Origin of the sequence: Corallococcus sp. RDP092CA (genome assembly GCF_041903675.1) — a bacterium.
GTDB lineage: Bacteria > Myxococcota > Myxococcia > Myxococcales > Myxococcaceae > Corallococcus.
Window position 1 is genome coordinate 76,012 of sequence record NZ_JAYESI010000025.1, and the last position, 23,842, is coordinate 99,853.

General features: G+C 71.3%; 18 protein-coding genes. 10 read left to right on the forward strand and 8 right to left on the reverse strand.

Annotated elements, in window-relative coordinates; translation table 11 throughout:
- The first annotated feature begins 2 nt into the window (after positions 1 to 2).
- Genes U8525_RS24695 through U8525_RS24715 form a run of 5 tightly spaced genes read left to right on the forward strand, consistent with a single transcriptional unit; the run spans position 3 to position 4,056 of the window.
- Positions 3 to 1,184 (forward strand): beta-ketoacyl-ACP synthase, encoded by a 1,182-nt coding sequence (locus tag U8525_RS24695; protein WP_374268766.1) that lies wholly within the window; start codon positions 3 to 5, stop codon positions 1,182 to 1,184.
- Positions 1,181 to 1,648 (forward strand): 3-hydroxylacyl-ACP dehydratase, encoded by a 468-nt coding sequence (locus tag U8525_RS24700; RefSeq protein WP_374268767.1) that lies wholly within the window; start codon positions 1,181 to 1,183, stop codon positions 1,646 to 1,648. The genes U8525_RS24695 and U8525_RS24700 overlap by 4 nt, the downstream gene beginning before the upstream one ends.
- Positions 1,641 to 2,372, forward strand: coding sequence for a 3-oxoacyl-ACP reductase FabG (gene fabG / locus U8525_RS24705; RefSeq protein WP_374268768.1), 732 nt, complete (start codon positions 1,641 to 1,643; stop codon positions 2,370 to 2,372). The genes U8525_RS24700 and fabG overlap by 8 nt, the downstream gene beginning before the upstream one ends.
- The gene (locus tag U8525_RS24710; protein ID WP_374268769.1) at positions 2,369 to 3,607 is read left to right on the forward strand and encodes a beta-ketoacyl-ACP synthase; all 1,239 of its coding nucleotides are present in this window, start codon (positions 2,369 to 2,371) and stop codon (positions 3,605 to 3,607) included. The genes fabG and U8525_RS24710 overlap by 4 nt, the downstream gene beginning before the upstream one ends.
- Positions 3,608 to 3,624: 17 nt before the next feature.
- A complete protein-coding gene (locus tag U8525_RS24715; RefSeq protein ID WP_374268770.1) occupies positions 3,625 to 4,056 on the forward strand; it encodes an excinuclease ATPase subunit in 432 nt (143 codons plus the stop codon).
- A 77-nt stretch (positions 4,057 to 4,133) separates the two neighbouring features.
- On the opposite strand, the gene U8525_RS24720 is transcribed toward U8525_RS24715, so the two are convergent.
- On the reverse strand, positions 4,134 to 4,712 hold the full coding sequence (locus U8525_RS24720) for a GNAT family N-acetyltransferase (RefSeq protein ID WP_374268771.1): 579 nt from the start codon (positions 4,710 to 4,712) through the stop codon (positions 4,134 to 4,136).
- A gap of 194 nt (positions 4,713 to 4,906) precedes the next feature.
- Here U8525_RS24720 and U8525_RS24725 point away from each other — a divergent pair, with 194 nt between their 5' ends.
- The 3 genes from U8525_RS24725 (at position 4,907) to U8525_RS24735 (ending at position 8,777) form a co-directional block, all read left to right on the forward strand.
- Complete coding sequence (locus U8525_RS24725) at positions 4,907 to 7,063, forward strand: M13 family metallopeptidase (RefSeq protein ID WP_374268772.1); 2,157 nt, start codon at positions 4,907 to 4,909, stop codon at positions 7,061 to 7,063.
- Positions 7,064 to 7,148: 85 nt separating this feature from the next.
- The gene (locus U8525_RS24730; RefSeq protein ID WP_374268773.1) at positions 7,149 to 7,820 is read left to right on the forward strand and encodes an O-methyltransferase; all 672 of its coding nucleotides are present in this window, start codon (positions 7,149 to 7,151) and stop codon (positions 7,818 to 7,820) included.
- Between the two features lie 42 nt (positions 7,821 to 7,862).
- On the forward strand, positions 7,863 to 8,777 hold the full coding sequence (locus tag U8525_RS24735; protein ID WP_374268774.1) for a LysR family transcriptional regulator: 915 nt from the start codon (positions 7,863 to 7,865) through the stop codon (positions 8,775 to 8,777).
- Here the strand turns inward: U8525_RS24735 and U8525_RS24740 are convergent.
- Positions 8,767 to 9,435 carry an O-methyltransferase gene (locus U8525_RS24740; RefSeq protein ID WP_374268775.1) on the reverse strand — a complete coding sequence of 223 codons (669 nt, stop codon included), beginning with the start codon at positions 9,433 to 9,435 and terminating at the stop codon, positions 8,767 to 8,769. The two genes, U8525_RS24735 and U8525_RS24740, sit on opposite strands and share 11 nt — an antisense overlap.
- A gap of 159 nt (positions 9,436 to 9,594) precedes the next feature.
- Between U8525_RS24740 and U8525_RS24745 the strand changes: the two genes are divergently transcribed.
- Positions 9,595 to 10,824 carry a S8 family peptidase gene (locus U8525_RS24745; RefSeq protein ID WP_374268776.1) on the forward strand — a complete coding sequence of 410 codons (1,230 nt, stop codon included), beginning with the start codon at positions 9,595 to 9,597 and terminating at the stop codon, positions 10,822 to 10,824.
- A gap of 78 nt (positions 10,825 to 10,902) precedes the next feature.
- Here the strand turns inward: U8525_RS24745 and U8525_RS24750 are convergent, their stop codons facing one another.
- Positions 10,903 to 13,398 carry a kelch repeat-containing protein gene (locus U8525_RS24750; RefSeq protein WP_374268777.1) on the reverse strand — a complete coding sequence of 832 codons (2,496 nt, stop codon included), beginning with the start codon at positions 13,396 to 13,398 and terminating at the stop codon, positions 10,903 to 10,905.
- On the reverse strand, positions 13,395 to 14,249 hold the full coding sequence (locus U8525_RS24755; protein ID WP_374268778.1) for a hypothetical protein: 855 nt from the start codon (positions 14,247 to 14,249) through the stop codon (positions 13,395 to 13,397). The genes U8525_RS24750 and U8525_RS24755 overlap by 4 nt, the downstream gene beginning before the upstream one ends.
- Before the next feature lie 164 nt (positions 14,250 to 14,413).
- Between U8525_RS24755 and U8525_RS24760 the strand changes: the two genes are divergently transcribed.
- Positions 14,414 to 15,607, forward strand: a complete 1,194-nt coding sequence (locus U8525_RS24760; RefSeq protein WP_374268779.1) for a toxin-antitoxin system YwqK family antitoxin — start codon at positions 14,414 to 14,416, stop codon at positions 15,605 to 15,607.
- Positions 15,608 to 15,754: 147 nt separating this feature from the next.
- On the opposite strand, the gene U8525_RS24765 is transcribed toward U8525_RS24760, so the two are convergent.
- The 4 genes from U8525_RS24765 to U8525_RS24780 form a co-directional block, all read right to left on the reverse strand.
- Positions 15,755 to 17,347: a peptidoglycan-binding protein gene (locus tag U8525_RS24765; RefSeq protein WP_374268780.1), complete on the reverse strand. Its 1,593-nt coding sequence runs from the start codon at positions 17,345 to 17,347 to the stop codon at positions 15,755 to 15,757.
- 306 nt (positions 17,348 to 17,653) lie between these two features.
- Complete coding sequence (locus tag U8525_RS24770) at positions 17,654 to 20,995, reverse strand: Dauer Up-regulated (RefSeq protein WP_374268781.1); 3,342 nt, start codon at positions 20,993 to 20,995, stop codon at positions 17,654 to 17,656.
- 245 nt (positions 20,996 to 21,240) lie between these two features.
- Complete coding sequence (locus U8525_RS24775) at positions 21,241 to 21,603, reverse strand: hypothetical protein (RefSeq protein WP_374268782.1); 363 nt, start codon at positions 21,601 to 21,603, stop codon at positions 21,241 to 21,243.
- Between the two features lie 121 nt (positions 21,604 to 21,724).
- Complete coding sequence (locus tag U8525_RS24780) at positions 21,725 to 23,602, reverse strand: aminopeptidase P family protein (RefSeq protein WP_374268783.1); 1,878 nt, start codon at positions 23,600 to 23,602, stop codon at positions 21,725 to 21,727.
- Positions 23,603 to 23,842: the final 240 nt, after the last annotated feature.

A 23,842-nucleotide genomic window follows, 5' to 3' on the forward strand; every position in this document is an offset into this window, starting at 1 on the left:
CCATGCCGCCTCCTGTCTTCCTCAACCAGCTGGGTGTCGTCTGCGCGTTGGGCTCCGGGAAGCAGGAGGTGGCTCGGGCGCTGTTCGCGGACACGGTGTCCGGCGTCGCCTCGCACGAAGGCTACGCGGACCGCCCGCTGCACCTGGGCGTCGTCACCGCGAGGCTCGCGGCGCAGGAGTCCCTGCCGCCTTCGCAGCACAGCCGCAACAACGCGCTCCTGCTCACCGCGCTGGAGCAGGTGCGCGCGGAGATCGACGCGGCCGTGGCCCGCTTCGGCCCCGCGCGCGTGGCGGTGGTGCTGGGCACCAGCACCTCCGGCATCGGTGAAGGCGAGGCGGCCATCGCCGGCCACCTGGCCACGGGGGCGCTGCCCGCGCGCTTCCACCTGGAGCAGCAGGAGCTGGGCTCCCCGGCGCTGGCGCTCGCGCACGTGGTGGGCACCGCCGGCCCCGCCTACGTCATCTCCACCGCGTGCTCCTCCAGCGCCAAGGCCCTGGCCAGCGCGGCGCGGATGCTGCGCGCGGGCACCGTGGACGCGGTGCTCACCGGCGGCGTGGACTCCCTGTGCCGCTTCACCGTGGCGGGCTTCCGCGCGCTGGACTCCGTGAGCGACGAGCGCTGCAACCCGCTGAGCGCCCACCGCCACGGCATCAACATCGGCGAGGCGGCGGCGCTCTTCCTGATGACCCGCGAGCCGGGGCCGGTGCGCCTGTCCGGCTGGGGTGAGTCCTCCGACGCGCACCACATCTCCGCGCCGGAGCCCTGCGGCAGGGGCGCCATGGCCGCCATCCAGGCGGCCCTGAGGCGCGCGGGCCTCTCGCCAGCGCAGGTGGACTACGTGAACCTGCACGGCACCGCCACGCAGCAGAACGACGCCATGGAGAGCCGCGCGGTGCACGCGCTCCTGGGGCCGGACGTGAAGGCCAGCTCCACCAAGCCGCTCACCGGCCACACGCTGGGGGCCGCGGGCGCGCTGGAGGCGGCCTTCGCGTACCTCACGCTCGTGGACAACCCGGACGGGAGGCTGCCCGCGCACTTCTGGGACGGCGCCGTGGACGGCTCGCTTCCGGCGCTGTCGCTGGTGAAGCCCGGTGAGGCGCTGGGCCGCCCGGTGCGGCGCGTGCTGAGCAACTCGTTCGCCTTCGGGGGCAGCAACGCCGCCCTCGTGTTGGAGCGCGCATGATGCGCATCGTGATTGATCAGCCCGTCGAGGAGCTGGTGCCCCACCAGGGCCGCATGCGGCTGCTCGACCGCGTCCTGGAGGGCGACGCGGACTCGCTGCTCGCGGAGGTCACCGTGCGCGAGGACAGCCTCTTCTGCTCGGACGGCGTCGTGGGCGGCTGGGTGGGCATCGAGTACATGGCGCAGGCGGTGGCCGCGTGGGCCGGGTGGCACGCGCGCAAGCGCGGCGGGGCGCCCCGGGTGGGCTTCCTCCTGGGCACCCGCCGCTACGAGTGCACCCGCCCCGTCTTCAAGCTGGGAGAGTGTCTGCGCGTCGAGGTCCACCGCCAGTTCTCCGCGGACAACGGGCTGGGCCAGTTCGACTGCACCCTGCGCATCGGGACGGAGCAGGTGGCCACGGCGGCGCTGACGGTCTACGAGCCGCAGCCGGGGCAGGACCTGGGAGGGGGCAACACAGATGGGTGACAAGACGGTGCTGGTGACGGGCTCCAGCCGGGGCATCGGCCGCGCCATCGCGCTGCGCCTGGCCCGCGACGGCTACGACGTCGTGGTGCACTGCCGCAGCAAGCGCGAGGAGGCGGACGCCGTGGCCGCCCGGGTGCGCGAGGCGGGCCGCGAGGCGCGCGTGCTCCAGTTCGACGTGGCGGACCGCGCGGGCGCGCAGGCCGCGCTGCTCTCGGACGTGGAGGCCCACGGCTGCTACTACGGCGTGGTGTGCAACGCGGGCATCGCGCGCGACAACGCCTTCCCGGCCATGACGGCGGAGGAGTGGGACGGCGTCATCCACACCAACCTGGACGCCTTCTACAACGTGCTCAACCCGCTCACGATGCCCATGGTGCGCCGCAGGAAGCCGGGCCGCATCGTCACGCTGTCGTCCGTGTCCGGGCTCATGGGCAACCGGGGCCAGGTGAACTACAGCGCCGCCAAGGCGGGCATCATCGGCGCCACCAAGGCGCTGGCGGTGGAGCTGGCCAAGCGCGACATCACCGTCAACTGCGTGGCGCCGGGCCTGGTGGACACGGAGATGGTGCCTCCGGAGGTGCTCGAGGAGGCGCTGAAGCTCATTCCCGCTCGCCGCATGGGCAGGCCCGAGGAGGTCGCCGCCGCGGTGGCCTTCCTCCTGTCCGAGGACGCGGGCTACATCACGCGGCAGGTGATTTCGGTGAACGGGGGGATGATCGGATGAAGCGCGTGGTGGTCACCGGAGTGGGAGCGCTGAGCCCCCTGGGACACGACTGGAAGACGGTCGAGGCGTCGCTGCGCGCGCGCCAGAACGCCGTCCAGGTGATGGAGCCCTGGAAGCAGTACGAGGGGCTGAACACGCGGCTGGGCGCGCCCGCCCTGCCCTTCGAGCTGCCGCCGTCCACCTATTCGCGCAAGACGACGCGCACCATGGGCCGCGTGGCGCTGATGGCGACGCGGGCCAGCGAGCTGGCGCTCCAGGACGCGGGCCTGCTGGGCAGCCCCCTGGTGAAGAGCGGCAGGCTGGGCATCGCCTACGGCTCCTCCGCGGGGACGCCGGAGAACATGGGCGACTTCGGGAAGATGATCACCCACAAGACGACGGAGGGCATCACCGCGACGACGTACCTGCGGATGATGTCCCATACGGCGGCGGTGAACATCGGCGTCTTCTTCGGCATCACCGGGCGCATCATCACCACGTCCAGCGCGTGCACCTCCGGCAGCCAGGGCATCGGCTACGCCTACGAGGCCATCAAGCTGGGCCGCCAGGTGGCGATGCTCGCGGGCGGCGCGGAGGAGCTGGACGCCACGGGCGCGGCGGTGTTCGACACGCTGTTCGCCACCAGCACGAAGTACAACGAGGCGCCCCACCAGTCCCCCCGCCCCTTCCACGCCGAGCGCGACGGCCTGGTGCTGGGCGAGGGCGCGTGCACGCTGGTGCTGGAGGAGCTGGAGCACGCGCAGGCGCGCGGCGCGACCATCCACGCGGAGCTGCTGGGGTACGGCACCAACAGCGACGGCCGCCACGTGACGCAGCCCAACGCGGACACCATGGCGGAGGCCATGCGGCTGGCGCTGGAGGACGCGGGCGTGCCGGCCTCGGCCATCCCCTACGTCAACGCCCACGGCACGGCGACGGACACGGGCGACGTGGCGGAGAGCGCGGCGACGAAGGCCGTCTTCGGGGAGAAGGTCCTCCTCTCCAGCCTCAAGAGCTACATGGGCCACACGCTGGGGGCCTGTGGCGCGCTGGAGGCGTGGATGACCATCCAGATGATGCGCTCGGGCTGGTTCGCGCCCACGCTGCACCTGACGCCGGAGTCCGTGGATCCGAAGTGCGCGCCCCTGGATTATGTCACGGGTGAGGGACGTGCGTTGCAGACGGACCTGGTGATGAGTAACAACTTCGCCTTCGGCGGCATCAACACGTCGTTGATCTTCCGCCGCTGGCCTTGATGACTGGAGACCTCGCCATGAAGAAAGCCCTCCTCCTGCTGGCCCTGACCGCCGCGAGCCCCGCGCTGGCGCGCGACACCGTGACGAAGGTGAAGCTGGCGGACGTGCTCGCCCTGCCCGAGGCGAAGGAGAAGCTGGACGGCTCGGTGAAGTTCTACCTGGACGGCGCGAAGACGCCCAACGTGCTGAAGAACCTGGGCAGCGACACCACGAACAAGAAGACCAACAGCGTGGGCAAGTCGGACGACTACGCCTGCAAGTGGGCCACGCTCTCCGCGCTCATCTCCCTGCAGGAGGGCGCGAAGAAGAACGGCGCCAACGCGGTGGTGAACATCGTCAGCTACTACAAGAAGGTGGAGTCCAAGAGCGCCACCGAGATCGAGTGCCACGCCGGCAGCTTCGTCACCGGCGTCGCGCTCAAGGGTGACTACGCCACGGTCGCCAGGTAGTCCCCCAAGCAGGACCGAAGGCCGCCGGCGCGGCGGGCCCTCCCGCCGCGCCGGCACCTCCCAGCCTCGGAGTTGCTTCAGAACAGCCTCTGCCCCAGCGCGTCGAAGGCCTCGGCGCGGATCGCGGCGGCGGGGCTGGCCGGGTACTCCTCGGCGAGCAGGGTCCAGATCATCTTGTCGCGGAGCACGCCATCGGGTGCGGCGATCCGCTGTCGCAGGGTGCCTTCGTGGAGGAACCCCAGCCGTCGCGCGACCGCCGCGCTGCGGACGTTGCGCGGGTCACAGTGGATCTCCACCCGGCGCACGCCCTCCACCTGGAAGGCGACGCGGGTGAGCGCCCCGGCCATCTCCGTCGCCAGCCCCCGGCCCGTGTGGGCGGCTGAGATCCAGTAGCCCATCTCCAGGCCCCCCTCGCCCACCCGGGGATGCAGCCCCGTGCCGCCGAGGACCTCGGAGCCGTCGCGGCTGAACACGCCGTAGGCGAAGTCCTGGCCCAGGTCGAAGAGCCCGCGCATCCGGCGCAGCTGCCCGGCCTGCTGCTCAACGTCCATGGGATAGCGCTTCGCCCACTCCATCCACGGGCGCAGGTGCTCCAGGTTGGCTTCGATGGCGCGCAGCGCCAGCGCGGCGTCGGACGGCGACCAGCAGCGGAGCACGGTGTGCTCGGTCTGGACTGTGTATGCAGGACGAAACGCGGTGGAAGACATACGTCCCTCGAATGGCGCGAAGCCCCGCCGGAGCCAGGCCCTGGAGTGCAATCGCCGGGATGAAACCACCGTTTGCACTGTTGGTGGCACGCCCGCGTGCGCCAGAGTGCGCCACCCCGTTCGGGTTACATCCAGGAGCCTCTATGTCGTTCCGTCCCAGACCGCCGTTTGGCGCCGCGCGCATGACGCTCGGCGTCTGCGCGACCGCGCTCATCAGCGCGTGCGCCTCCACCGCGCCCGCGGAGAAGTCCCCACCGCCGACCCAGGCCGCCGCCACCCCGGCCCCGGCGCCCGCGGCCCCCGCCGCGCCCAAGCCCCACTTCGGGAGCTTCGGCGTCGACACGCCGGGCATGGATACCTCCGTCGCCCCCGGCGATGACTTCTACCGCTACGTCAACGGCAGGTGGGCGGAGACCACGGAGATCCCGCCGGACCGCTCCGCCTTCGGCATGTTCACGCGCCTGGCCGAGGACGCCGCCCGGCAGACGCGCGACATCCTGGAGGCCGCCGCGAAGTCGGACGCCCCCGCCGGCAGCGAGGAGCGCAAGCTGGGCGACTACTACGCCAGCTACATGGACGAGGCCGCCATCGAGGCGAAGGGCGCCACGCCGCTCAAGCCGGAGCTGGAGCGCATCGCCGCCGTCGCCAACCGCAAGGCGCTGGCGTCGCAGCTGGGCACCACGCTGCGCAGCGACGTGGATCCGCTCAACACCGGCGCGGCCACCACGGACCGCCTCCTGGGCCTCTGGGTGGCCGAGGACCTGAACGAGCCCAGCCGCTACGCCGCCTACCTCCTCCAGGGCGGCCTGGGCCTGCCGGACCGCGACTTCTACCTGAAGGACACGCCGCGCTTCAAAGAGGTGCGGGAGAAGTACCAGCAGCACATCGCGACGCAGCTGAAGAACGCCGGCATCCCCGACGCGGAGGCGAAGGCCCGCGCCATCTTCGGCCTGGAGCTGAAGATCGCCCGGGTCCACTGGTCCGCGCAGGACACGCAGGACGTGGCCAAGGTGAACAACCCCTGGAAGCAGGCGGACTTCGCGAAGAAGGCGCCCGGCATGGACTGGGCCGCGTACTTCGCGAGCGCGGGCCTGGCGTCCCAGAAGGACTTCATCGTCTGGCAGCCGTCCGCCATCACCGGCATCGCGAAGCTGGTGGGCAGCGAGCCCCTCCAGACGTGGAAGGACTACCTGGCCTTCCACACCATCCTGCAGAGCGCCCCGTTCCTGTCGAAGGCCTTCGTGGACGCGGGCTTCGACTTCAGCGGGAAGACGCTCTCCGGCGCGCAGCAGCTGAGCGAGCGCTGGAAGCGCGGCGCCAGCTTCACCAACGGCGCCATGGGCGAGGCGGTGGGCAGGCGCTACGTGGAGAAGCACTTCCCGCCCGCCGCCAAGGCCGAGGCGGACCAGATGGTGCGCAACATCCTGGCCGCGCTGGGCCGCCACATCGACGCGCTCGAGTGGATGTCGCCGGAGACCAAGGCCCGCGCCAAGGAGAAGCTGGCCACGGTGCAGGTGGGCATTGGCCACCCGGACACCTGGCGTGACTACTCCGGCCTGGAGGTCGTGAGGGGAGACGCCTTCGGCAACGCGGAGCGCGCGGAGCTCTTCGAGCACCACCGCAACCTGGCCAAGCTGGGCAAGCCCGTGGACCGCAAGGAGTGGTTCATGACGCCCCAGGAGGTCAACGCGCTCAACTCGCCGCAGCAGAACTCCATCATCTTCCCGGCCGCCATCCTCCAGCCCCCGTTCTTCGACCCGAACGCGGACCCGGCCGTGAACTACGGCGGCATCGGCTCCGTCATCGGGCATGAGATCGTCCACAGCTTCGACGACGTGGGCGCGCAGTTCGACGCGAAGGGCAAGCTGTCCAACTGGTGGACGGAGAAGGACCTGGCGCAGTTCCAGGCCGCGGGCAAGGCGCTGGCCGCCCAGTACGACGCGTACAAGCCCCTGCCGGACATGAACGTGAACGGCGAGCTGACGCTCGGTGAGAACATCGCCGACGTGGCGGGCGTCTCCATCGCCCACGACGCCTACGTGATGTCCCTGGAGGGCGAGCCCGCGGCCACGCTGGACGGCTTCACGGGCGAGCAGCGCTTCTTCCTGGGCTTCGCGCAGGTGTGGCGCAACAAGTTCCGCGAGCCGCTGCTGCGCCGGCTGCTGGTGACGGACGGCCACTCGCCCGGCATGTACCGCGCGGCCACCGTGCGCAACCTGGATGCGTGGTACCCGGCGTTCGACGTGAAGGCGGGCCAGGGCCTCTACCTGCCGCCGGAGCAGCGCGTGAAGGTCTGGTAGTTTCGGAGGACTCCTGCGCCGGGCGCACGAAGACCGTGCGTCCGGTGCACTGGTGCCAGGCGCGGCGCGGGCGCACGGTGGGGACATGACCACGACCCTGCACTCGCCCCCTGTCGCCTCCCTGCTCACCCACCTCTTCGCCGACGCGCGCAAGACGGACGCCGCCGTGCTCGCGCCCTTCAGCGCCCTCCCCGCGGACGAACGCAGGGCCCGGCTGGACCGCGACCCGCGCGCCTTCTACGCGAGCGTCGCGGAGGCCTACCTGCCGGTGTCGGAGGAGCTGGGCCGGCTGCTCTACGCGCTCGCCCGCGCGCGCCGGGCCCGCACGGTGGTGGAGTTCGGCACGTCCTTCGGCATCTCCACGGTGCACCTGGCGGCGGCGCTGCGCGACAACGGCGGCGGCCAGCTCATCACCACGGAGTACGAAGCCTCCAAGGCGCGCCGGGCGAAGGAGCACCTCACCCGCGCGGGGCTGGTGGACCTGGTGGAGTTCCGCGTGGGCGACGCGCTGGAGACGCTGCGCGCGGACGTGCCGGACGGCGTGGACCTGGTGCTCCTCGACGGCGCGAAGCCGCTGTACCTGCCGCTCTTGCGGCTGCTGGAGCCGAAGCTCGGGCCCGGCGCCATCCTGGTCGCGGACAACGTGACGATGAGCCCGGAGTTCGCGGCGCACCTGGCGCGGCCGGAGCACGGCTACGTCACCATTCCCCTGCCCTGGGCGGACGACGACTGCCTCTTCGCCGTGCGCGCCGCCTGACGGCCCGAGGCGTGGAGGCGGCCCGCGGCTAGACTGGCCCGCATGGCGGACCTGGACCTGAACCTGCTCGTGGCGCTCGACGCGCTCCTGCGCGAGGGCAGCGTGGCGCGCGCCGCGGACCGGCTGGGCTTGAGCGCGCCGGCCATGAGCCGCACGCTCACGCGCATCCGGACCGCCCTGGGAGACCCGGTGCTGGTGCGCGCGGGGCGCGGCCTGGTGCCCACGCCCCGGGCCCTGGCCCTCCAGGAGCAGGTGCGCGCCGTGGTGCGGGACGCCACCGCGCTGCTCGCGCCGGGCACGCCCACCGCGCCGGCGCAGCTGACGCGCACGCTGACGGTGCGGGTGAACGACGGCGTCATCCCGCTGCTGGGCACCGCGCTCCACCAGCGGGCGCGCGCCGAGGCCCCCGGCGTGACGCTGCGCTTCGTGCCCGAGGGGGCGGAGGACGTGGAGGCCCTGCGCGACGGCGAGGTGGACCTGGACATCGGCGTGCAGGGCGCGCTGGGGCCGGAGATCCGCGTGCAGCGGCTGGGCGAGGACTCCTTCCTGTGCCTCGTGGGGCGGGCGTCGCCGCTCGCCCGGGGGCGGCTGACGCTGGAGCGCTTCGCCCGCGCGGACCACGTCGGGGTGTCCCGGCGGGGCAAGCTGCGCACGGCGCTGGACGACGTGCTGGAGCGGCATGGCCACTCGCGCCGGGTGACGGCGGTGGTGCCCAACATGCTCGCCGCGGCGGCGCTCGTCGCGGGGACGGACGCCGTCACGGTGGTCAACGGCGGCTTCGCGCGCGCCGTGGCCCGGCTGATGCCCGTGACGGCGCGCCCCGTGCCGCTGCCCCTGCCGCGCGTCGCCGTGGCGCAGGCGTGGCATCCGCGCTTCGACCGCGACCCCGCGCACCTCTGGCTGCGGCGGACGGTGAAGGCGCTCTGCGACGGGCCCGCGCTCGGCGCTACCCCGTGACGAGCGCGAGCGCGAAGCCGTCGTAGCCCTTGCTGCCCACCGTCTGCACGGCGGTGGCGCTCACGCGGGGCTCGGCGGCCACGGCCTCGTAGAAGCGGCGCATGCCCTGGATGTTCGCGTCGGTGCTGGCCGCGTCCACGATGCCGCCCTGGCGCACGACGTTGTCCGTGAGGATGACGCTGCCCTTGCGCGACAGCTTGAGCGCCCACGCGAAGTACTCCGCCGTGCGCGCCTTGTCCGCGTCGATGAAGGTCAGGTCGAACGGCGCCTGGCCCTCCTTCTCCAACTGGGCGAGCGTGTCCGCCGCGTTGCCCAGCCGCACCTCCACCACGTCGGACAGGCCCGCGCGGGCGAGGTTCTCCCGGGCCACCTCCGCGTGCCTGGGCACCGCCTCCAGCGTGATGATGCGACCTCCCGGCGGCAGCGCCCGCGCCAGCCACAGCGTGCTGTAGCCGCCCAGCGTGCCCACCTCCAGGACGCGCTTCGCCCCATGCATCCGGGCCAGCAACATCAGCAGCTTGCCCTGGTTCGGGGCCACGTTGATGGCGGGCAGCCCCGCCTTCGCGCTCGCCTCCAGGGCGGCCTCCAGCGCGGCGTCCGACGCCACCAGGTGGTCGGTGATGTAGCGGTCGACTCGGGTCCACTGCTCCTGGATCATGGGTCCTCCGTGAAAGGGGCCCTTCCTTAACGCCCGCCCGCGCCCGGTTCCGCCGCTCTCGCGCGGCGGAAAACCCATTGGGGCGAAACTTTAAATAGTGCGATGCGACAATGTGGGAGTCAGTAGGGCCCACTCCGTCTCCCCGCCCGGAGGAACACCATGGAAATCAACCGCAAGTCGCCCGCCTCCATCGCCCCCACCACCCGCACGGACACCTCGCGCGCCCAGGGGCCCAAGGCGAAGCCCCTGACGGTGCGTGATGGCTTCGACACCCAGGGTGCGCGTCCGAGCAACTTCGTGGACCGCCCGACGGGCCGTCCCACGCCGCCGGGCGCCAGCGTGCCGGCGTCGGCCTTCGCCTTCGGTTCCTCCAACGTCGCGGTGAAGCCGGGCGCGGACAAGGTGACGGACGCGAAGTCGGTGGACGGCTCGCAGCCCAAGCCCAAGCTCACGGGTGAGCCGGTCATCGCGGTCATCGACGGTGGCGTGGACTACAAGCACACGGACCTGGACGACTCGATGTGGACGAACCCCGGTGAGGTTGAAGGGGACGGCATCGACAACGACGGCAACGGCATCGCGGACGACATCCACGGCTTCAACGTGGGCACCGGCAAGGGTGACCCGTTCAAGGGCGAGGGCACGGACCACGGCACGCACGTGGCGGGCATCATCGCAGCCGAGGACAACGGCGAGGGCAACACCGGCATCGCCGCGGGCAAGGCGAAGATCCTGAGCGTGGGCGGCCTGTACGACGGCGCGGACCTGCTCACCAACTTCGAGCGCTCGGTGGACTACCTGGTGAAGATGAAGACCGAGCACGGCGTGAACATCCGCGCCGCCAACGCGAGCTTCGGTGACTCGTACCGCGACGCCGCGTCCCAGAAGCGCTGGGAGGCCGCCATCCAGAAGCTGGCGGACGCGGACATCCTGCTGCTCGCGGCCACGGCCAACGGCAACGGCAGCAACATGAACAACGTGCCGGACATGCCCGCCAACGTGGACCTGCCCAACGTCATCACCGTGGCGTCCATGGACCGCAACAACGACAAGCTGGCCCGCTTCTCGTCGCACGGCGACAAGGTGGTGGACCTGGCCGCCGTGGGCGAGGACGTGCTCAGCACCGTGCCGGGCAACGACTGGGAGGAGATGAGCGGCACCTCCATGGCCACGCCGACGGTGGCCGGCACCGCCGCCCGCATGTTCGCGGAGAACCCGGACCTGACGGCCGTGCAGGTGCGCGACCTCATCCTCAAGACGGTGGACCAGGACCCGGACCTCAAGGGCAAGGTCATCACCGGCGGCAAGCTGAACATCCAGGCCGCCATCGACGCCGCCAAGGCCACCGTGGAGCAGAAGCCGGAGACGCAGGCCGTCGCCTCGCGCTGAGGGCCGCTCCGACGACCGCGAGCCTCCTTCCGGGCCGGGTGCGCCGCGTGCGCGCCCGGCCCGTCGTGTCTCATGCGCTCACGGGGTGAAGAGCTCCGTGGCGGACACGCGTCCACTGTCGCCATCCCCCCCCGTCACCAGCACCCGGCCCGACGGCAGCAGCGTCGCCGCGTGGTTGCTCCGGCCCACCTCCAGGCCGCCCGTGGAACGCCAGACGCGCGTGTCCGGGTCGTAGACCTCCGCGGTGGGTGGGTACGCCTGATGCTCGTCGACACCACCCGTCACCAGCACCCGGCCCGACGGCAGCAGCGTCGCCGTGTGGGACGCGTGCGCCACGGCCATGGGCCCGGTGAAGGCCCAGGCCCCCGTGTTCGGATCATAGATCTCCGCTGTGGCGAGCGCGTCGAAGGAGCCAACACCCCCGGTCACCAGCACCTGTCCCTTCGGCAGCAGCGTCGCCGTGTGAAGGAAGCGGGGGCCCGCCAGGCTTCCGGTGGCGGTCCAGGTCCCCGTCACCGGATCGTACAGCTCCGCCGTGGCGGTCGCGCCATGGCCCTTGTCTCCTCCCACCACCAGCACGTGGCCTGACAGCAGCAGCGTCGCCGTGTGGCCCGAGCGGGCCGTGGCAAGACTCCCGGTGGGGGACCAGACGCCGGTCGCGGGGTCGTACAGCTCCGTGGCGAGGACGGCGGCGCTGCCGCCCACCACCAGCACCTTGCCCGACGGTAGCAGCGTCGCCGTGTGGCCTGTACGAGGCGTGGACAGATTGCCCGCGACAGACCAGGTGCCGACCATGGGGTCGTACACCTCGGTCGCGGCTGTGGGTCCCTTGTTGGAGCTACCTCCCACCGCGAGCACCCGGCCCGACGGCAGCAGCGTCGCCGAGAACGCGTGGCGGGGGGTGTGCATCGAGCCGGTGGGCGTCCAGGTCCCGTCCTTCGGGTGAAACAGCTCCGCCGTGGACAGCGGCTCAATGCTTGAGAAGCCTCCCGCGACCAGCACCTGCCCCGAAGGCAGCAACGTGGCTGAGTGGAAGACGCGGCCCGGGGTCAGCGCGCCCGTGGCGCTCCAGGTGTCCGATCCCGGCGAATACACCTCCGCGGTGGCGAGCTCGACCGCGACCCCATCCGAGCCCCCCATCACCAGCACCCGGCCGGAGGGCAGGAGCACGGCCGCGTGCTCGTACCGCTGAGCGGTGAGTCCTACCGTGGGAGCCCACGTTCCCGTCACGGGATCGTAGAGCCGGGCCGAGACATCGGTCTTCCCGTCCCCCTTGCCTCCCGCGAGCAGGACCTTGCCCGAAGGCAGCAACGTGGCGGTGGCGTTGACCAGCGAGATGTCCAGTTCGCCGGTGGTGGTCCAGGTGCCCGTCGCTGAATCGTAGAGCTCCGCGGTGGCGAGCGTATTGCCGTAGTTCCGGCCGCCCACCGCCAGCACCTTGCCGGACGGCAGCAACGTGACCGTGTGGAGGTAGCGGTCGGTGGCCATGCTGCCGGTGGCGGCCCAGGTGCCCGCCACCGGATCATAGAGCTCGGAGGTCGCGCGGGAGCCGCTCATGGTGAAGCCCCCCGTCACCAGCACCTTGCCCGACGGCAGCACCGTGAGCGCGTGGCGCGAGCGGCCCGCGGACATGCTCCCCGTGCTGCTCCAGAGCCCGGTCGTCGGGTCATAGACCTCCGCCGTGGCGATGCCCGCCCCCGAGGTGTAGCCGCCCGACACCAGCACCTTGCCCGACGGGAGCAGGACCGCCGTGTGCATGTATCGGCTGGTGGACATGCCGCTGGTGGCGTCCCAGGTCCCCGACGCCGGGTCGTAGAGCTCCGCCGACGCCGTGATGGTCGACCCGGTGTCACCCCCGGTGACCAGCACCTTGCCCGACGGCAGCAGCGTCGCCGTGTGGTACCTGCGCGCCGTGCCCATGGCGCCCGTGGTGGTCCACGCCCCCGTCGAGGGGTCGAACAGCTCCGCGGTGGCGGCCTGGGAGCCTCCCGTCACCAACACCTTGCCCGACGGCAACACCGTCGCGGTGGGCGTGGAGCGGCTCTTCGACATGTCCCCCGTCCGCATCCACGTGGGGCAGTCCGGGATGCCGACGGCGACGAACGACGCCTCGGCCGACAGGTCCAGCGCGTTGGTGACGGTCACCGTGAACGACGCCACGACTCCGGGAGGCAGGCACCGCGGCGCCGTCCAGGCGATCTGGCTCGTGGTGTCCGAGTCCTTCACCGCGCCCTGGAGCCCGATGCTCGTGGTCCAGGAGAAGCGCAGCGCGCTGCCCTGGGGGTCCTGCGCGGAGGCGCGGAAGGTGAGCTGACCGCCCCCCTCCACGTAGTTCGAGGCCGCGGGGGCCTCCAGGAACAGCGGGGGCCGCGACGTGCCCGCGTCGTCGCTCCCCGCGTCATTCGAGCCTGCGTCCCCGCCCTCGCCTCCATCCCCCGCGCCGGAGTCCTGGGCGCCGCAGCGCTCCGGGTTGCGCAGGCAGAACTCGCGTCCCTCCTGCTCGAAGTCGGTGCAGCCGGCGAGCGCGGCCAGCAGCCCGCCCACCCAGAGGATGCGAAGCACGCGCGCGCTCACGGCCACCTCCCGGACACGAAGGCGGACGTCCCGTCCGTCCCCAGTTGGACTCCCAGCTTCTCCGGAGGCCCGCCCAGCAGGAACATGCCCGCGGAGAGCCCCAGCCCCGCCACGCCCGCGCCCGCGAGCACCAGGCCCACCGCCTGGAACGTCTTTCCCCGCGACACGCTCCGGTCCACATCCTGGGAGGTCGCGAGGCTCACGTCATCGCGCCGCAGCCGGGAGCGCTCGCTCCGGGCCTGGAGATAGGACACCCCGCCGCCCACCAGCAGCACCCCACCCACCGTCGCGGGGCTCCACGCGCGGCTTCGCAGCGTCGCGGACGTGGAGACCTCCGGCGCGGCGGTCACGGGCGCAGGCGCGGGCAAGGGCAAGGGCAGGGGCGCGGGCGTGGCCTGCGGGTCCGTGGGCATGACGGGCTCGGGAGGCGCGGTGGCCACCGGCGGAGGCGCCGGGGGCGGCGCCGGCGCCACGGGCACCTCCTGCTCCGCCAGCTCACGCAGCACCTGCCGCCGCACGGCCTCGAAGCGCTGCTCCACCTTGGGCGAGACCTTCAACGGCAGCTCCGCCACCGGCTGGAGCAGCAGCGCCACCCGGAAGGCGGCGTTGGACGACTCCGTCCGGCCCAGGTCCGCCAGGATGACGCCCTCGTAGAGCGACAGGAGCACGTCGTCCGCCTCCCCCGAGGCATGTCCCCGGGCGCGGGACAGCTCCGCCAGCGCGCGTTCGTATTCGAGCGCGTCATAGAGCTGGCGCGCCGCGGTCACATGCGTCTGGAAGGGCCCCTGCGCCTCAGCCCGCCCTCCGGATGGAGCGAGCACGAGCCCCACCCCCAAGAGCCACGCCAGCACGAGCCTTCGTCCCTGGAGCCCGAAGCTTGATCCCTGTGCGCACATCATGAAGTCCCCCGGTCGTCGCGAACCCCGACTCTACAGGCGGGCACGCACGGCACGTGAACCCCTTCTGTTAGGGTGCGCGAGAACGGCCCCTTCGTCCCCACGCCCGTGAGCCCTCCATGCGCGCGCCTTCCGTGATCCGTCTCATCGTGCTGTCCGTGCCCCTCCTCGCAGCGCCCGCGTGGGCCATCGAGCGCTGCTCGTTCAAGGGCGAGTCCATCAACCTGGACAACGGACACTCCACCGCGAACCTCACCGGCACCGTGCGCTGCGTGGACGAGGACACGAAGAAGGAGACGCACACCGTCTCCTTCAAGGACGGCAAGAAGGACGGCTGGGAGGTGCGCCGCTGGTCCGACGGCCGCGCCGTGGAGCAGGAGTACCGCGCCGACAAGCGGCACGGCGGCTTCAAGCGCTACGAGGACGGCCGGCTGGTGGAGACCTCCCGGTACGTGGACGACCACGAGCAAGGCGAGTCGCTGCGCTACCACCCCAACGGCAAGGTGTCCCGGCGCGTGGACCGACAGCCGGAGGACGCGAAGAGCACCTTCGCGGACTACGACGAGGCCGGGCGGCTCACCAAGGCGGGCTGCGGCCTCCAGGCGTCCTGGGAGGCGGGCCTGAAGGACTGCGTCTGGAAGGGGCCCTCGCCGCTCGTGTTCTTCCACCCGAACGGCCAGAAGCGCGCCGTCATCCGGATGAAGGACGGGCGGCGCGAGGGCGTGACGGAGCTCTTCGACAAGGACGGGCAGCGCCTCGCGACCCAGGCGTTCTCCGCGGGCCTGCTCGATGGCGTGAGCACGCAGTACGCCGCCGGGAAGGCCCTCCGCTCCACGACCTGGGTCAAGGGCGAGAAGGAGGGCGACGAGACGGAGTTCTTCAACGACGGCGGCAGGAAGCAGGTCGTCACCTGGAAGAACCGCCAGCAGGTGAAGCGCGTGGAGTACTTCCAGAACGGCGAGCGCAAGCACGAGCTCGTCGTGACCGGAGACCGCGCGGTGGAGTCCTATTTCGAGGACGACGGCGCGCTGCGCGAGCGGCAGAACCAGGTCAGGGCGGACTGGCACAACGGCTTCGTGCCCGATGGCGTGACGGAGACCTTCCTCCCGGACGGCGGCCCCGAGAGCCGCGAGCACTACGTGAAGGGCAAGGCGGAGGGCCGCCGCCAGGTGTGGGCGGAGAACGGAACCCTCATCGAGGACTCGCAGTGGGTGGGCGGCCGCGTCACCGAGCGCAAGCGCTGGAGCCCCGACGGCGGCCTCGAGGAGGACGAGGCCTTCTACGAGGACGGCTCGCGCAAGAAGAAGAAGTAGCGCGGCCCGGCATCACCGCGGAGCGGTCACGCGCGGGGGAGCCCTCCCGGAGCGCGCTGGAGGCGGAGCGCGTCCGCTCCCACGCGGAGCCGCGGACGCGAGAGGGGGCGCGAGCACCGCCCCCTCCCGGGCCTCCTCGAGCCAGCCTCAGTCGCGCTGGATGGCGCTCTTCGGGACCAGGATGACGACCTCCTTGCAGTCCGAGTAGATGATGGAGCTCATGTCCTGGTAGTTGTGGGTCGTCTTGCCGCCGTTGCGCACGATGCCCATGTCGTTGCCCTTGGACCCGCCGCTGTAGTCCCAGCCGTGGCGCGACTGGAAGATGATGGCGCCGTCCGGCACCTTCCCGTCCGCCACGAGCTTGCGGTACTGGTCCGCGGTCACGACGTTCGCGGTGGCGTTGCCGTAGGGGCTCTTGATGGCCTTCTGCTGAGCGCCCGGGAACGGGATGGACTCCCAGCCGTTGCGCAGCATCTGCGCCATGCCGCCGCGGGGGTTGTTCGGGTCGTTGCCCGTCGCCGCCGGCGTGTTCGGGATGCCCAGCCGGCTCATGTTGTCCAGCGTGGTGCGCACGCAGTAGCCCGTCTCGCCGTTGTTCAGGCGCGACGTGGCCAGCTTCTTCAGCGTGGGGTCGTTGGTGTTGATGCGGACGCCGTTGCCCAGCACCGCGCCGTTGTTGTTCGTGCCCTGGGTGTTGTTCGTGCCCTGGGTGTTGTTCGTCCCGTTGGTCGTGTTGGTGCCGCCGGGGCGGCGGGCCTGCTGGAGCGCCTTGAAGGTGTCAGGGCCAATCTGGCCGTGGTTGGCGCCCGCCTTCACGCCGTGCGTGCGCTGGAAGTCCTCCACGGCCTTCTTCGTCACGGGGCCGAACTTGCCGTCCGCCGGGACGCCCAGCATCTCCTGCATCTGCTTCACCGCCGGCCCCTGCATGCCCTCTTTCAGGTTGTGGCCACCCGCCTTCACCTGGTCCATCGAGGGAGCGGAGGTCCACTTCTTCGTCCCCGGCTTCTGGGTGCCCGCGGGCTCGAAGGTGTCGGCGGTCTGCGACGGGCGCGTGTTGGTGGTGGTGGTGTTGTTGTTGGCGCCGGGCGTCGCGGCCCCGCCGAAGTGCGGCGCCAGCGCCTGCGCGCGCGCCCACACGTCGTTGGAGTAGTCATTGCCCGTGGTCCCCACGTCCATGTTCTGGATGGTGCGAACGTTGCCCGGCCCCGAGTTGTACGCGGCCACCGCGCCGCGCAGCTGCTGCGCCTCCGGCCAGTCCGGGTGGGCCTTCTTCACCTGGTTGAGATAGCCCTTGAGGATGCCCGCCGCCTGATCGATGTGCTCGGCGCTGGTGGGGCCGCCCTTCGTCGTGTGGAAGCGGTGATCCACCTGCATCACGCCAAAGCCGTTGCCGTTGTCGCCGTGGCCCGAGCGATCCAGCGCGGCGCCCGCGCGCGACTCGCGGCTCGCGATGGCCGCCAGCAGCGCCGGGGGCAGGCCGTGCTTCGCCGCCGCCGCCTCGATGTTGCCCTTGAACTTCTGGAGCCGGCCCAGGTCCGCCTGCGCCATCTTCGTGGACGCCGCCACGCCGGGCTGCAGCCCGTCCTGCGCCGCCGTGCGCGCCGAGGCGCCCGTGGGCTTGTACTGGGACAGGATGGCGTTCGGGTTCGCGCTATTGCGCGCCGAGCTCGTCGTCAGCGCCTGTGAACGGTTCGAGAAGACGGAGTTCGTGCGCTGGGACGTGGTCGCGGAGAGGCTCATTCGGGGATTCCTCGTTGGCGGCTGTGATTCCTGCCCCGATTATCCAGACGCCTCCCAGCGAGTTGCGTGAGATCTGGAAATATCGATCTCACCGTTTAACCTGTTCGTAATTTTCCAACCAGACTTGTCTGACCTATGGGTTTCCGTCACGAATGGGCAACGCTGACACCCTGGGTCTGTCTGACTTCACACCACCCGATCGCCAAATCGGTGAAAATTTCCAACCACACACCACAAATGCGAACGGGGCCTGTTCCCGTGAAGGAACAGACCCCGCTCTGCGCTACAGGCCTGTGACGCGACGGATTAGATGAAGGGCACGCCCGGCACGTCGAGGTTGTCGAAGAAGTCCTTCACCTTGCCGGCCACATCGCCGGCGAGCTCGCCCACCTCGCCCCCCAGGTCTGCCAGGGTCCCGAGCGCGTCCTTGGCGGCGTCCACGCCCTTCTTCGCCAGGTCGCCCAGGTGGCCGACGGCGGCCTCCGCCAGCTGGCCGCCCGCGCCGGCCAGGTCCTTGAGCGCGTCCACGCCCGCGTCGCCCAGGTCCGCCACGGCGACGAGCAGCTCCTTGCCGCCCTCGGAGAGGTTGTCCTTCCAGGCCTTGGCGACGTTCACGAAGGACTCCACGCCGTCCTTGAGCAGGTCGCGGGCGAAGTCCTTGGCCCACGACACGCGGTTGTCGACGAAGTCCTTGATGGCGCCGGCCGCCTTGGTGGCCAGCTCGCCGCCCTTGCGGGCCATGCTCGACAGCGTGCTGCCCACCCACTCGCCGGCCTTGGTGAGGGCCTCGCCGGGGTTCTGGGCGATGTACTTGAGCGTCTCCACGGCCTTCTCGCCCGCGTTGGCCAGGCCCTTCACCAGGCCCTCCGCCAGCTCGGCGCCCTTGGCGCCCAGGTCCTTCACGGACTCCCAGGCCTTCTTCGCCAGCTCGCCGCCCTTGGCCAGGGCGTCGCCGATGGCCTCCTTCGCCTTGGCCGCGGCCTCGCCCGGGTTCTGGGCCGTCCAGGCCAGGAGCTCCAGGCCCTTCTCGCCCAGCTCCTTGGCCTTGTTCACCGTGTTGGAGACGAGCGTCGTCGCCCCGTCGATGAGCTCCTTGGCCTTCTCCTTCGCGGCGCCGGTGAGCTTGTCGTAGCCGGCCTTGAGGTCATTGAGCGTGGAGACGGCCTTCTTGTAGAGCGCCTTGCCGGCGTCCGTGGCCAGGTCCAGGCCGGAGTCCACCACGCTCTTGATGCCCTCGAGCGCCTTCTTCGCGGCCTCGCCCGGGTTCTGGGCGATGTACTTGAGCGTCTCCAGGCCCTTCTCGCCCAGCTGCTTCGCGCCGTCGATGACGTTGTCGAGGACCTGCCTGGCCTCCTTGGCCAGCTCGCCGCCCTTCTCGATGGCGGTGTTGAAGGCCTCCGTGGCCGCCTTCACCGCGGCCTCGCCGTACTTGGACGGGTTGCGCACCACGTCCGCCAGCTTGTGGATGACCTTCGCGGCGCCCTTGAGGCCCTCGCCGGCCAGCTCCGCCTGGGACACGCCCACGAACTCGGCGGCCTTCACGGCCCCCTTGGCGCCCTTCTCCACGCCCCACTGGATGAGCTGCGCGGCGCCTTCCGGCCCGTAGTACGCGGCCATGTGCGCCAGGCCCGCGGGGCCCTGCGCCGCGGCGCCCGCCAGGTTGACGGCCTTCATCCAGTCCGGGGCCTTGTAGCCCTCGGGGTCGGCCTCGTACTTGGCCTTCTCCTGGCTGAAGCCGATGTCCATCGCCAGCTCGGCGGCGCCCAGGAGCACGCTGGCGCCCACGTCCACGGCCACGCCCACGCCGGTCAGGTCCAGCGCGATGCCCAGGGCGCCGTCCGCGGTGTTCAGCGCCGCGGCGGTGTGCGCGAAGTAGCCCAGGTCGTTGTTCTTGCCGTGCAGCTCCAGAGATTCCTTCTCGTACTTCACCGCGTCGATGGCGTTGGGCAGCGCGCCCGCCACCGGGACGACCTTCGCCAGGTTCTTGAAGACCTTGCCGGCCACGTCGGCGGTGATCTCCACGCCGATCTTGCCCAGCACCTTGTCCATCACCTTCAGGCCCTGGCCCACCAGCTTGCTGCCGGCCTTGTCCAGGAGCGGGCCCAGGCCCTTCACGGTGGTGTTGAGCACGTCCGCGCCCAGGCCGTCCGTGAGCTTGAGCAGCGACTTGAGCGCGCCGGAGTCCATCTCCGTGACGAGCTTGGAGACGACCTTGGCCGCGTCGTCGTCCAGCTTGCCCGCGAGCTTCGCGAACTGCTCCGTGGTCTTCGGATCCGACAGGACCTCGTTGAGGACCTTGTGCTCCATGCCGCCCAGGGCGCTCACCAGCCGCTTGCCGGCCGCGGCGTCCGCCTTGGTCAGCTGGCCCACCAGGTTGTCCAGGGCCTTGGGGTCGGTGATGCCCTTGAGCGCGGCCTCCATCGACTCCGGACCGCCCAGCTTGGTGGCGGCGGCCTCCAGCTTCTTCAGCTGATCCGGCGTGAGCTTGGACGCCAGCTGCGGATCCAACCCCTTCACCTTCACGTTGGCCAGCTGCGAGCCCTGCTGGGCCACGTCCGCCGCGTTCTTCACGCCCGCGTTCTTGAGGACGTCCGCGAAGGCCTTGAGGTCCTTCTTGAGGTCGGGCACCTCCGCCAGGAGCTGCGCGGCGGCCAGCGCCTTGTCCTGCGTGGAGGCGTTGGGGTCCGCCAGGGTGATGGCGGCGCCCGCGGCGCGCAGCGACCCGTCCAGCTTGCGCAGGTCATTGGCGAGCGCGGGGAACTTGTCCCCGGCGAAGTCCTTGAGCGCCTTGCCCAGCTCCAGCGTGGCGGTGGCCTTGTCGGTGGCGGAGGCGTTGGGGTCCGCCCACTTGCCAATGGCGCCCACCAGCTTCTCCGCCGCGGGCAGGCCCTTGAGCGCCGTGTCCAGCACGCCCTTCAGGTCCTCCGGCGCGAACGTGTCGCCAGCGGCCTTCGCCAGGGTGAGGGCGGCCTGCGCCTTGTCGACGTTGCTCGCCTTGGGGTCCGTCAGCTTGCCCAGCGAGGTGAGCGCGTCGGAGTTGGTGGCCAGCTTCGCCAGCTTGTCGTCCTTGATGCCCATGCGCTCCAGGGCGTTGGGGACGGTCTCCGGGAACTGCGAGGCCAGCTCGCCCAGGGCGGTGGCCTTCTCGGAGAAGGAGCCGGTGCCCAGCTTGTTGAGCGAGTCGTAGGCCTTCTTCAGGTCCTCCTTGTTCTTGTCCTTCAGCTCCGGGAAGAGCTTGGGCAGGTCCTCCGGCTTGTCCGGCAGCGCCTCCGCGTGGGGCGGCTTCGGCTCGCCCGCCGGGGCCGCGCCGTCGGCGTTGGCCCGCGCCGGGACCGCGCCGTTGATGGGACGCGCGTGGCCGCCGCCGGTGGAGAGCGGCGTGGCGAACGGCTGGGTCGTCTCGCCCGTCAGCCGGTTCACCCCGTTGCGGTTCTGCGCGCCGCCCGACGAGAACCCGTCATTGTTGAAGAGCTTCACCGCGGGCTGCTTCGTCTGCTGTTGCTGCTGCTGCTTCGCGGCGGCCTTCGCGGCGGCCTCGGCGGCGGCCTTCGCGGCGGCACGGGCAGCGGCTTCGGCGGCGGCGCGCGCGGCGGCTTCGGCGGCGGCACGCGCGGCGGCGGCAGCGGAACCATCAACAGGGGTGGTCATGGGCAGAACTCCTACCTTTTCGAGGGTCGAGAAAGTCCCCGGGATTCTCTACATTTGGCGGCGAATGTTGCCTGACTCTCCGCAATCCGTGAATCCCGAGGCGATGGGCTCGATACGGTGGTGTCGCTTTGCGGGTTACATGGATTGTGCGGGCCCCGGATGACGCGGAATGACCTCTCGGACGCAATGGCATCTCCACGATGCGACCGGCTCCCGTCCTGCCGCGTCATGCCCTCCAGGGCGACTCAGGCCCTGGCTTCGGAGCGGAGCATCCACTGGCCCAGGCCCACGCATCCGGCGGAGGTGAACAGGGTCAGCGTCCACGCGACGTTGAAGGGGGCGTTCCAGGCCATGAGCAGGGGCAGCGGCGCCCACCCCGCGACGAAGGACGCCGGGGTGAGCCACAGCGCCCTGGGGCCGCGCGTGAGGCCCTGGATGAGGCCCAGGGCCAGCCCGGTGAGGGCGAAGCCGACGAACAGCGCCAGGGCGTAGGCCTTGTTGAACATCAGCAGGTAGGCCCCCAGCAGCGGGAAGACATGCACGAGGCCGGGGAGCCAGACGAGGAAGGCGGTCAGCATCCAGCGGCGCGACGGCGGGGACGGGGACATGGGCCTCAATCCATCCCATGTCCGGGAGCCTGGCCATTCCCCGCCGGCGGACATTGTCCACCGGGCCGGCCGACGTCCCAGGACGCGCTGGGTGCCCGCTCCATCGCCCCGCCTGCCTTTGTCAGCTCGCGAGCAAGGCCTCTCGGAGCGGCTGGGTGCGCTGGAGCAGCCAGTCGCGCGCCGCGCCCTGGACGTGGGGTTGGAGCCGCTCGCGCACGGTGGCGTGATAGGCATTGAGCCAGTCCTGCTCCTCCCGGGACAGCAGGGCCGGGTCCACCAGCCGCGTGTCGATGGGGCAGAGGCTCAGCGTCTCGAAGCGCAGGAAGTCGCCGAACTCCGTCTTCCGGTCCGGCACCGCGGCGAGGAGGTTCTCGATGCGGATGCCCCAGCGGCCGGGCCGGTAGAGGCCGGGCTCGTTGGAGGTGATCATCCCCGGCTCCAGCGCCGTGGTGACGTCATTGGGCATCGTCTGGGAGAGGCCGTGCGGCCCCTCGTGGACGTTGAGGAAGAAGCCCACGCCGTGGCCCGTGCCGTGGCCGTAGTCCAGCCCCTCCGCCCAGAGCGGCGCCCTGGCGAGCGCGTCCAGGTTCGGGGAGCGGGTCCCCCGGGGGAAGCGGGCACGGGACAGGTTGATCATCCCGCGCAGCACCAGGGTGAAGTCGCGCCGCTGCTCGGGCGTGGGCTCGCCCACGGGCACCACCCGGGTGATGTCCGTGGTGCCGGACGTGTACTGGCCGCCGGAGTCGATGAGCAGCAGGCCCCGCGGCGCCTGCCCCGGCAGGCACACCGTCGCGTGCGAGGCCTGCGTCGCGCGGTAGTGCGGCATGGCGGCGTTCGCGTTGAACGCGGCGATGGTGGAGAAGCTGAGCGACACGAAGCCCGGACGCCGCGCGCGCTCCGCGGAGAGGCGCTCGTCCACGGTCAGCTCGGTGATGGGCTCGCGGCCCAGGGCGGACTCGAACCAGGCGAAGAACGCGCACAGCGCGGCGCCGTCCTGCTCCATGGCATTCCGGAAGTGCGCCAGCTCCGCGTCCGTCTTGCGCGACTTGGCCACGGTGGAGGGGTTGAGCCCCTCCACCACGGTGACGCCCCTGCCCACCGCCTGGCGCAGCCCGTGGGTGATGCGCCGGGGGTCCACCAGCAGCCGCGTTCCCTCTGGCAGCGCCGCCAGCGCGCGGGCCGCCTCGTCGTAGGGGTGGAGGGTGATGCCGTCCGCCTCCAGCTCCGCGCGCAGCGCGTCCGGCACCTTGCCCTCACCAATGAACAGCCGGACCCCTCCGGGCTCCACCAGCAGGTGCGCGAGGAACACCGGGATGTGGTCCACGTCCGAGCCGCGCAGGTTGGTCAACCACGCGACATCGTCCAGCGTGGAGATGAAGTGATGCGTGGCGCCCAGCACGCCCAGCTCCGCGCGCACGGCCCGCAGCTTGTCGGCGCGAGACACGGGCGACAGCGCGTGCGCGTACACCGGCGCGGCGGGCAGGGGCGGCCGGTCCGTCCACGCCTCCGCCACCACGTCCAGGTCCGTGCGCAGCACCACCCCCACCGCCGACAGCTGCGCCGCCGCCGCGCGGGCCTGCCCCAGGCCCAGCACCGCCCCGTCCACCGCCACCGTCTGCCCCTGTGGGATGTTCGCGGCCAGCCAGTCCAGCGGGGACTGTCCGGGCGCGTTCGTCGTCCGCACCGTCGTGATGCCGCTGCCCTTCAGCTGGGCGTCCGCCTGCTCCCAGTAGCGGCTGTCCACCCAGAGGCCCGCGTCGTCCGCCGTCACCACCAGCGTGGCCAGCGAGCCGGTGAAGCCCGACGCCCACTCCCGCCCCTTCCAACGGCCCGGCAGGTAGGTGGACAGGTGCGGGTCGCTCGTCGGCACCCAGACCGCCGCCACGCCGCGCTCCCGCATCACCTGCCGCAGCCGCGCGATGCGCTCGCGCGCCGCGGCACCCTGCGTCTGTTCATGGCCCATGGCTTCCTCCGTCGTCGTGCCGTGCGGCGTCCTCATGCCGGAAATGGCCCGCCTTTTCGAGCCCCTCCCGCTGTCGCCTCCGCGTCCAGTCTCCTGGGAAAACGGCTGTCGCTCGGAAGACGCGGTGCCGTCTTGCGTTGCGTCGCGAAAGGCCGATGTGTTGTCCATTGAGAGGAAAGCGACATGCACCGCTGGGCCCCCTGTGCGCAGATGCTTACCAACCCCGTGGTCGCGGAGGGGAGCACGCGGCCGACGCTACCCGTCTCCCGAAGCAGG